Source organism: Thioalkalivibrio denitrificans, assembly GCF_002000365.1.
GTDB classification, from domain to species: Bacteria; Pseudomonadota; Gammaproteobacteria; order Ectothiorhodospirales; family Ectothiorhodospiraceae; genus Thioalkalivibrio_A; species Thioalkalivibrio_A denitrificans.
In genome coordinates this window covers 1-9,502 of the sequence record NZ_MVBK01000109.1, presented here as the reverse complement: position 1 = coordinate 9,502, position 9,502 = coordinate 1, and the positions used below count along the sequence as shown (strand labels likewise).

At 65.5% G+C, this 9,502-nt stretch carries 7 protein-coding genes and 1 tRNA gene; all 8 read right to left on the bottom strand.

The window, feature by feature from the left end; translation table 11 throughout:
• Window positions 1-146: 146 nt before the first annotated feature.
• Window positions 147-2,228: a polyribonucleotide nucleotidyltransferase gene (gene pnp / locus B1C78_RS15420; RefSeq protein ID WP_077280060.1), complete on the bottom strand. Its 2,082-nt coding sequence runs from the start codon at window positions 2,226-2,228 to the stop codon at window positions 147-149.
• Between the two features lie 25 nt (window positions 2,229-2,253).
• The gene (rpsO, locus tag B1C78_RS15415) at window positions 2,254-2,523 is read right to left on the bottom strand and encodes a 30S ribosomal protein S15 (protein WP_077280059.1); all 270 of its coding nucleotides are present in this window, start codon (window positions 2,521-2,523) and stop codon (window positions 2,254-2,256) included.
• A gap of 275 nt (window positions 2,524-2,798) precedes the next feature.
• Window positions 2,799-3,716, bottom strand: a complete 918-nt coding sequence (gene truB, locus B1C78_RS15410) for a tRNA pseudouridine(55) synthase TruB (protein WP_077280058.1) — start codon at window positions 3,714-3,716, stop codon at window positions 2,799-2,801.
• 207 nt (window positions 3,717-3,923) lie between these two features.
• Entirely contained in the window at window positions 3,924-4,313 is a 390-nt protein-coding gene (gene rbfA, locus B1C78_RS15405; protein WP_077280057.1) for a 30S ribosome-binding factor RbfA, read from the bottom strand.
• 30 nt (window positions 4,314-4,343) lie between these two features.
• The gene (gene infB, locus B1C78_RS15400) at window positions 4,344-6,887 is read right to left on the bottom strand and encodes a translation initiation factor IF-2 (RefSeq protein ID WP_077280056.1); all 2,544 of its coding nucleotides are present in this window, start codon (window positions 6,885-6,887) and stop codon (window positions 4,344-4,346) included.
• A 134-nt stretch (window positions 6,888-7,021) separates the two neighbouring features.
• Window positions 7,022-8,527 carry a transcription termination factor NusA gene (gene nusA / locus B1C78_RS15395; RefSeq protein WP_077280055.1) on the bottom strand — a complete coding sequence of 502 codons (1,506 nt, stop codon included), beginning with the start codon at window positions 8,525-8,527 and terminating at the stop codon, window positions 7,022-7,024.
• An 82-nt stretch (window positions 8,528-8,609) separates the two neighbouring features.
• Window positions 8,610-9,068, bottom strand: coding sequence for a ribosome maturation factor RimP (gene rimP, locus B1C78_RS15390; protein ID WP_077280054.1), 459 nt, complete (start codon window positions 9,066-9,068; stop codon window positions 8,610-8,612).
• 150 nt (window positions 9,069-9,218) lie between these two features.
• Window positions 9,219-9,295: transfer RNA gene (locus tag B1C78_RS15385), tRNA-Met, on the bottom strand.
• Window positions 9,296-9,502 lie beyond the last annotated feature (207 nt).

Genomic DNA, 9,502 nt, shown 5'->3' with positions numbered 1-9,502 from the left:
CGCAGCGGGGTTCGAAACGCTTTTGACTTTGACGTCGCCTTTGACTTCGTCTTTGCCAAACCACCCCACCCCAACCCAACCCCCAGAACGAAGAAAGGGGCCAAAGGCCCCTTTCCCCGAAAACTGATGAAACAAGCACCGCCCCGTCAGCTCACTTCCTTCATGCTCAACCGGATCCGACCCTGCTTGTCCACTTCCAACACCTTCACCTTCACCGTGTCACCCTCGGAGAGCCGATCGCTGACGCTGGCCACGCGCTCCTCGGATATCTGGGAGATGTGCACCAGGCCGTCGCGGCCGGGCAGGATGTTCACAAAGGCGCCGAAGTCCATGATCTTGGCCACGCGGCCCTCGTAGATCCGGCCCACCTCCACGTCGGCGGTGAGTTCCTCGATGCGGCGGCGGGCTTCCTCGCCGGCGGCCTTGTCCACGGAGGCGATCTTCACGGTACCGTCGTCGGAAATGTCGATGCTGGCGCCGGTCTCCTCGGTCAGCGCGCGGATGGTGGCGCCGCCCTTGCCGATCACGTCGCGGATCTTCTCGGGGTGAATCTTGATGGTGGTGAATCGCGGTGCGTAGGCCGAGACCTCGGTGCGAGCCTCGCTGATCACTTCGCCCATCCTGTCGAGGATATGCAGACGGCCTGCCTTCGCCTGCTCCAGAGCCTTCTCCATGATCTCGCGGGTGATGCCGTCGATCTTGATGTCCATCTGCAGCGCGGTCACGCCGTCGCGGCTGCCGGCCACCTTGAAGTCCATGTCACCCAGATGGTCCTCATCACCGAGGATGTCCGTGAGCACGGCAAAGCCGTCCTCTTCCTTGATCAGGCCCATGGCGATACCCGCCACCGGGGCCTTCATGGGTACGCCGGCATCCATCAGGGCCAGGCTGGTGCCGCACACGGAGGCCATGGAGCTGGAGCCGTTGGACTCGGTGATCTCCGAGACCACACGCACGACATAGGGGAAGTTCTCTTCATCGGGCATCGCCGCCTGCACGCCGCGCTTGGCCAGCCGGCCGTGACCGATCTCACGGCGCTTGGGCGAGCCCACCATACCGGTTTCGCCGGTGCAGTAGGGCGGGAAGTTGTAGTGCAGCATGAAGCGTTCGCGACGCTCGCCTTCCAGGGCCTCGATGAACTGCGCATCCCGATCGGTGCCGAGGGTGGCGATCACCAGGGCCTGCGTCTCGCCGCGGGTGAACAGGGCGGAGCCATGGGTGCGGGGCAGCACACCGGTGCGCACGGTGATGGGACGCACGGTGCGGGTGTCACGCCCGTCGATGCGGGGTTCACCGGCAATGATGCGGCCGCGGACCAGCCGCTTCTCCAGTTTGCCGAAGACACCCTTGACCTGATCGGCCTCCGGCGCGCCCTCTTCTCCGGTGGCGAACTTTGCCACCACCTCGTCGCGCAAGGCGTTGACCCGCTCGGTGCGCGCCTGCTTCTCGGCAATCTGGTAGGCAGCCGCAAGCTCGGCCTCGCAGGCCGCGGCCACGGCTTCCTTGAGTGCCGTGTCTTCCTCGGGAGGCGTCCAGTCCCAGGCGGGCTTTCCGGCCTCCGACTTGAGCTCGTTGATCACCCGGATGGCGGTCTGCAACTGCTCGTGACCGTACATCACCGCGCCCAGCATGACCTCCTCGGAGAGCATGTTGGCCTCGGATTCCACCATTAGCACGGCCTTCTCGGTGCCGGCGACCACCAGGTCGAGGTCGGAATCCTGGAGGGCGGAAATCCCGGGGTTGAGTACGTACTCGCCGTTGATGTAACCGACCCGGGCGGCACCGATGGGGCCCTGGAAGGGCATGCCGGAAAGCGAGAGCGCGGCCGAGGCGCCGATCATGGCCGGGATGTCCGGATCCACGTCGGGGTTCACGGACATGACCGTGGCCACCACCTGCACCTCGTTCTGGAAGCCCTTGGGAAAGAGCGGCCGGATGGGACGGTCGATCAGCCGGCAGGTCAGCGTTTCCTTCTCGGTGGGGCGCCCTTCGCGCTTGAAGAACCCGCCGGGGATGCGGCCGGCGGCGTAGGTGCGCTCCTGGTAGTTCACCGTGAGGGGGAAGAAATCCCGGCCGGGCGCCACGTCCTTCTGTCCGACCGCGGTCACCAGGACGACGGTATCGGCCATGTTGACCAGAACGGCGGCGGTTGCCTGGCGGGCGATCTCGCCGGTTTCGATGGTGACGGTGTGCTGACCGTACTGGAAGGATTTCTTGATGGCTGTCACGGTGACTCCCGGCTGAACTTTGAGTTTATCGACGCAGGCCCAGGCTGCTGACCAGCTCCTGGTAACGCTGCTTGTCCTTGCCCTTGAGATAGTCCAGCAGCTTGCGGCGCTGGTTGACCATCTTCAGCAGCCCGCGACGGGAGTGATGGTCCTTCTTGTGGGAGGCAAAGTGGCCCATGAGGTGCTCGATGCGCGCGGACAGCAGCGCCACCTGCACCTCGGGGGAACCGGTGTCGGACGGATCGCGGCGGTACTTTTCGACGATACCGGCCTTGGTTTCGGCATTCAGAGACATACTGCAGTCACTCCTGATGATACTCGCGAGAAGGCTGTGCTTCGGATAAAGGCGGGGAATTCTATCACGCCGGAGGCCCTGCGGAACAGGGCCTTTTGGTTGAAAGGCAATGGACAGGATGGACAGGATTTTTCAGGATTTACAGGATGATCCGGAACGGGGAGCAGTCCACAGGCCCGTGGCAGGACCGTCACCCTCGATACCCCCGGCTATCGTTGTGCCTTTCATCAAAAAAACATCCTGTTAATCCCGAAAAATCCTGTTAATCCTGTCCATTACGATTTTCGGATCAGCCGCCGCGGCGCGACCCGGCCATCGTCAAGGATCTCGCCCATGCCCAGGAAGACCCCGCCGGGGCCGTAGATCCGTACCATGCCCGCGGTGGGCGCCCCGGGCACGAACACGGCCTGACCCTGGCCCAGGTAGTATGCGCTGTCCCGGTCCAGGGTCACGGCCGGCCAGTGGACCAGCGCGGCATCGATGGGGGTGAGCAGAGCGTCCAGGGCCGCATCGCCCTCGCCGGCCCGGGCCTCGATCTGCTCCAGGGTCACCATCGCCGGTGCCTCGAAGGGCGACAGGCCCAGGCGCCGCAGTTCGACCACGTGCGCCCCGCAACCGAGCCGCTCGCCGATGTCCTCCACCAGGGTGCGGATGTAGGTGCCCTTGGAGCAGCGCACGTCCAGTTCCAGGCTGTCCTCGGTGGCCGACAGGCAGGTCAGTTCATGGATGGTCACATCCCGGGGGGCACGCTCCACCTCCTCGCCCCTGCGCGCCAGATCGTACAGCCGCTGACCCTCGTGTTTGAGTGCCGAGTACATGGGCGGCACCTGGCGAATCGGACCCCTAAAGGCTTCCAGGGCGGACTCGATGGTCGCCGCGTCCAGCACAGGCACCGGGCGCTCCCGCAGGACCACGCCTTCCGCATCCCCGGTCTCCGTGGTGATGCCCAGTCGGCAGCGGGTGCGATAGTGCTTGTCGGCATCCAGCAGAAATCCGGACACCTTGGTGGCCTCGCCGAAGCACAGGGGCAGCAGACCGGTGGCCAGGGGATCCAGGCTCCCGGTGTGCCCGGCCTTGCGGGCGCGGAACAGGTACTTCACCCGCTGCAGCGCCTGGTTCGAGGTATACCCCTCCGGCTTGTCCAGCAGCACGATGCCATGCACGTCCCGGCGCTGGATCTTCGGTTTGTTCATCGGGTGCTGGCTCGAAAGGAGTTGCCGCGGAGACGGTCAGGCGAAGCAAAACCAATGGACAGGATGAACAGGATAAATGCGGATTTACAGGATTTGGTGAGAGCGAAAAGGCCCGAAACACGATACGTCTTGAATCCTGTCAATCCTGAACAATCCTGTTAATCCTGTCGTTCTTTTATTGATTCCCCGCCTCTGCGGGAAGGCTCTTTACGACCGGTCTTCGTCATCGTCCGGGTGCTTGGCACGGTCCTCGGCCACGGCCTGGTCGATGAGGGCGGAGAGGCGTGCGCCGCGTTCCTGGGTGTCGTCGTACTGGAAATGCAGGTGGGGCACCGCGCGCAGGCGCATACGCCGGCCCAACTCCCGGCGCAGGAAACCGGCGGCGCGTTGCAGGCCTTCGGTGGTGTCGGCCACCTGCTGCTCGCTGCCCAGGACGGTAAACCAGACCTTGGCATGGGCGAGATCCCGGGTGACCTCCACGCCGGCCAGCGTCACCATCCCCACGCGCGGGTCTTTAACCTCCAGGCGAATGAGGTCGGCCAGTTCGCGCTGGATCTGGTCCCCTACCCGCTCTGTCCTGGAAAAATCCCTGGGCATCTCAGTGCCCCCGCAAACGGAGAACGTGCGTCACAGGGTGCGCGCCACCTCGACGCGCTGGTAGACCTCGATCTGGTCGCCCGGCTTGACGTCGTTGTAGTTCTTCACCGCGATGCCGCAGTCGGTACCGGCACGCACCTCGTTCACATCGTCCTTGAAGCGGCGCAGCGATTCCAGCTCGCCCTCGTAGATCACCACGTTGTCGCGCAGCACGCGGATGGGGTTGCCCCGCTTGATCATGCCGTCCACCACCAGGCAACCCGCGACGGCGCCGAACTGGGAAGACTTGAACACGTCCTTGACCTCCGCCAGGCCGATGATCTCCTCGCGCATCTCCGGCGAGAGCAGCCCCGACAGAGCCTGCTTGACGTCGTCGATGGCCTCGTAGATGACGCTGTAGTAACGCAGGTCCACGTCCTGCTCCGCCACCGCCTTGCGCGCCCCGGCGTCGGCACGCACATTGAAGCCGATGACGATGGCGTCCGAGGCCTTGGCCAGGTTGATGTCGGACTCGGTGATCCCACCCACCCCGGCGGCCACGATCTTGACCTTCACCTCGTCGGTGGAGAGCTTCTCCATGGCATCTCGCAGCGCCTCGGCACTGCCCTGTACATCCGCCTTGAGCAGGATGTTGACGGTGCCCACCTCGCCTTCCTGCATCTGGCTGAAGATGTTTTCCAGCTTGGCGGCCTGCTGGCTGGCCAGCTTGCTCTCGCGGAACTTGCCCTGGCGGAACAGCGCCACCTCGCGGGCCTTGCGCTCGTCCTCAAGCACCAGCACGTCGTCGCCGGCGTTGGGAGTGCCGGACAGGCCCAGTATCTCCACGGGCATGGACGGGCCCGCGGATTTCACCGGCTTGCCGCTCTCGTCGAACATGGCGCGCACGCGGCCGAACTCCTGGCCGGTCAGGATCACGTCGCCCTTGTTGAGCATGCCGCGCTGGACCAGGATGGTGGCCACGGGACCCCGCCCCTTGTCCAGCCGGGACTCGATCACCACGCCCTGAGCGGCGCCCTCCGCCGGCGCCTTGAGTTCCATCAGTTCCGCCTGAAGGTTGACCGCCTCCAGCAGGTTCTCCACACCGGTCCCCTTGAGCGCGGACACGTGCACGAACTGCGTGTCTCCGCCCCACTCCTCCGGGATCACCTCATGCTGGGAGAGTTCGTTCTTGACGCGCTCGGGATCGGCCTCCGGCTTGTCGATCTTGTTCACCGCGACCACCAGGGGCACGCCCGCCGCCTTGGCATGCTGGACGGCCTCGACGGTCTGGGGCATTACGCCGTCGTCAGCGGACACCACCAGGATGACGATGTCGGTCACCTTGGCGCCGCGTGCACGCATGGCCGTAAAGGCCGCGTGGCCGGGCGTGTCCAGGAACGTGATGCCGCCCCGATCCGTCTTCACGTGATAGGCGCCGATATGCTGCGTGATCCCCCCCGCTTCCCCGGCGGCCACGCGCGTGGAACGGATGTAATCCAGGAGCGATGTCTTGCCGTGGTCCACGTGACCCATGATGGTCACCACCGGCGGACGCGGCTTGAGTTCGCCCGTGGGCTCCGCGGCGGCCACGGCCAGTTCCTCGTCCAGATCCGCTTGCTGCATGGGCACGGCCACGTGACCGAGTTCCTCCACCACCAGGGTGGCGGTATCGCGGTCGATGGGCTGGTTGATGGTGACCATGACGCCCATGCCCATGAGCGCCTTGATCAGCTCCGGGGCCTTGATGGCCAGCTTCTGGGCCAGTTCGCCCACGGTGATCGATTCCGGCAGGGCCACTTCGCGCACCACCGGAGCGGTGGGGCGCTCGAAGCCGTGCTTGCTCGCCACGGCAGCCGCCGCCACGCGGGTGGTCTTGCCCTTGCCCTTGCGCCGGCCGCGCTTGTCGCTGGCAACATGAAGCTCCTCGCGGCGCCCGGGCGGACCCGCCTCGCGCTCCTTGGCCGCGGGGCGCCGGCGCCGGCCGGGCTTGGCCGATTCCGCCTCCGGCGGGGGCGCGGGGATCGGTTCCGGCGCGGCCTTTTCCTGCTCCGCGCGGGCGGCTTCCTCGACCTTGCGTCGTTCGGCTTCCTCGGCCTCCTGGCGCGCGGCCTCCTCGGCCTTGCGTTCGGCCTCGGCCTTGCGTTCGGCCTCGGCGGCCTTGCGCTCTTCCTCGGCACGGCGCGAGGCCGCCACGGCGGCCTGGCGTTCCTCTTCCACCTGCTTGGCGATCTGGGCGGCCTTGCTCGCCACCGGCGCGGCGGGCTGCGGCTCGGGCGCTGCGCCTTCCGCTTCATCGCGCTTCACATAGGTACGCCGCCGGCGCACCTCCACGCTCACCGTCTTGGAGCGTCCCTGCGAGCCGGTGACACGCAGCTCCTGGGTGCTCTTGCGGCGCAGAGTGATCTTCTTGCCCTCGCCTCCGGCGCCCTTGCCGTGGCTCTTGCGCAGGTGCTCCAGAAGCTTGAGCTTCTGCTCTTCGGTGACCTTCTGATCGGCGCTCGAGACGTCGACACCCGCCTCGCCGAGCTGCTCCAGGAGCCGCTCCACCGGGGTGCCCACCACCTCAGACAACTGCTTAACCGTCACATCGGTCATCGTGTGTTACCTCCGCAAACTTTCCCTGCCGAAGCGGTCAGTCGCATCTCGTGATGCGCATCCGCCCCCGACTCATGCATGCAACCGGCCATGCAACGCTCCGGCGTGTTCTGTTCTGTCCTGTCCCGGTCCGCTCAGGCGCCTCCGGCCTGTTCCTCGAACCAGGGCGCACGGGCGGTCATGATCAGTTCGCCCGCCTTTTCGGGATCCAGACCGGCAATGTCCACCAGGTCGTCCACCGCCTGCTCGGCGAGATCTTCCATGGTGCAGATCCCTTCGGCCGCCAGTTTGAAGGCCAGCTCCCGATCCATGCCTTCCATGCCCAGCAGATCTTCCGCAGGCTCATGGGAGGAGATCTCCTCCTCGCTGGCGATGGCCTTGGTCAGCAGGGCGTCGCGCGCCCGGGCGCGCAGTTCCTCGACGATTTCCTCGTCGAACTCCTCGATCTGCAGGATCTCCGAGGTGGGCACGTAGGCCACCTCCTCGATACTGGAGAAGCCCTCCTGCACCAGAATCGCGGCCACCTCCTCGTCCACGTCGAGCTGCTCCTGGAACATGCGCTGCAACTCGGCGGCCTCCGCCTCGCTCTTCTCGGCGGCCTCCGCCTCGTTCATCACGTTCAGTTCCCAGCCGGTGAGCTGCGAAGCAAGCCGGATGTTCTGGCCGCCGCGGCCGATGGCCTGGGAGAGTTTGTCCTCGGCCACGGCGATATCCATGCTGTGCCTGTCCTCGTCCATAACGATGGACAGGACCTCGGCGGGCGACATGGCATTGATCACGAACTGGGCCGGGTTCTCATCCCACAGGATGATGTCGATGCGTTCGCCGGCCAGCTCATTGGACACCGACTGCACGCGCGAACCGCGCATGCCCACGCAGGCCCCCACGGGATCCAGGCGCGGATCATTGGAACGCACCGCGATCTTGGCCCGCAGACCCGGATCACGGGCGGCACCCATGATGTCGATGAGCCCCTGGCCCACCTCGGGGACCTCCAGCTTGAACATCTCGATGAGAAACTCCGGCGCCGTGCGGCTCACGAACAGCTGGGGTCCGCGCGTTTCCGAGCGCACCTCCTTCAGATATCCGCGCAGCCGGTCGTTGGCGCGCACGTTCTCCCTGGGGATCATGTCCTCGCGCGGGATGAAGGCCTCGGCGTTGCCGCCGAGATCCAGGAACACGCCGCTGCGCTCCGTGCGCTTCACCGTGCCCATGATCAGTTCTCCGACCCGGTCCTGGAACTCGTCGACCACCTTGGCCCGTTCGGCCTCGCGCACCTTCTGCACGATCACCTGCTTGGCCGTCTGGGCGGCGATGCGCCCGAAGTCCACGGACTCCATGGGCTGTTCCACGTACTCGCCCACCTCGATCTCGGGATGGTTCTGCCGGGCATAGGAGAGCAGGATCTGACGCTCGGGGGACTCGAACTCAGGATCCTCGTCATCCACCACCAGCCAGCGCCGGAACGTCTCGTAGTCGCCGGACTCACGATGGATGCTGACGCGCACGTCGATCTCGCCGCCGTGCTTTTTCTTGGTGGCGGAGGCGAGCGCAGCCTCGATGGCCTCGAAGATCACATCCTTCTCGACGCCCTTCTCGTTGGAAACGGCGTCCACCACCATCAGGATCTCTTTGTTCATGACAGCTTCTCCTGTGTGCCTTGCGGCAACGGCAGCCCGGCGAATCCGCCGGGAACCTGTATCTCAATTCGGGCTGGCAGCCTCATCGTTCGCCACCCGCGGTGATGTCATCCACCAGCCGCCCGCGGGCGATGGCGTCGAGCGGCACGCGCACGTCCTTGCCGTCCACCCGAAGGGTCACCGAATCCTCGTTCGCGGCCAGGATCTCGCCCGCAAAGTTGCGTTGCCCCTCCACCGGCCACTGGGTCCTCACCCGGGCCTCGCTGCCCACGTAGCGGGCATACTGGGCCGACTCGAACAGCGGGCGGTCGATGCCCGGCGAGGACACCTCCAGGGTATAGGGCACCCGGATCGGGTCCTCCACGTCCAGCACGGCACTCACCTGACGGCTCACCTCGGTGCAATCATCCAGGGTGACGCCGGACGCGCTGTCGATGAACAGGCGCAGCAGGGCGCTGCGCTTCCCGGCACGGTACTCCAGCCCCCAAAGCTCGAACCCCATGCGGTCCACCAGGGGGGCCAGCAAGGCCTTGAGTTGCAAGGAATCCTGTCGCACCACGGCACCACCATAAACAAAAAATGGGCACACGGCCCATCGTTACGTACCCCGGACTTTTCGGGCCCCGTGGGCCGGCATATCCCGGAAGACCGGTAACAAAAAGGCCCCATCCGGGGCCTTTTTTCTAATCCTTGGTAGCGGGGGCAGGATTTGAACCTGCGACCTTCGGGTTATGAGCCCGACGAGCTGCCAGACTGCTCCACCCCGCATCGGAGGGTGCTTAATATAGTCATTCGGGCCGGGGATTTCAAGGCCAATGGGGGCTGCGGGGGCGCGACTGCGGGGAAAAGCCTTTTTGCCACAGAGGGCACAGAGGTCACAGAGAACAATGCCGGGGCTTCGAAGACTGGTGGATTCTTCAGCTCTGTGACCTCTGTGTCCTCTGTGGCTAAAGCGCTCCAGGCTCCTGGCCCGAA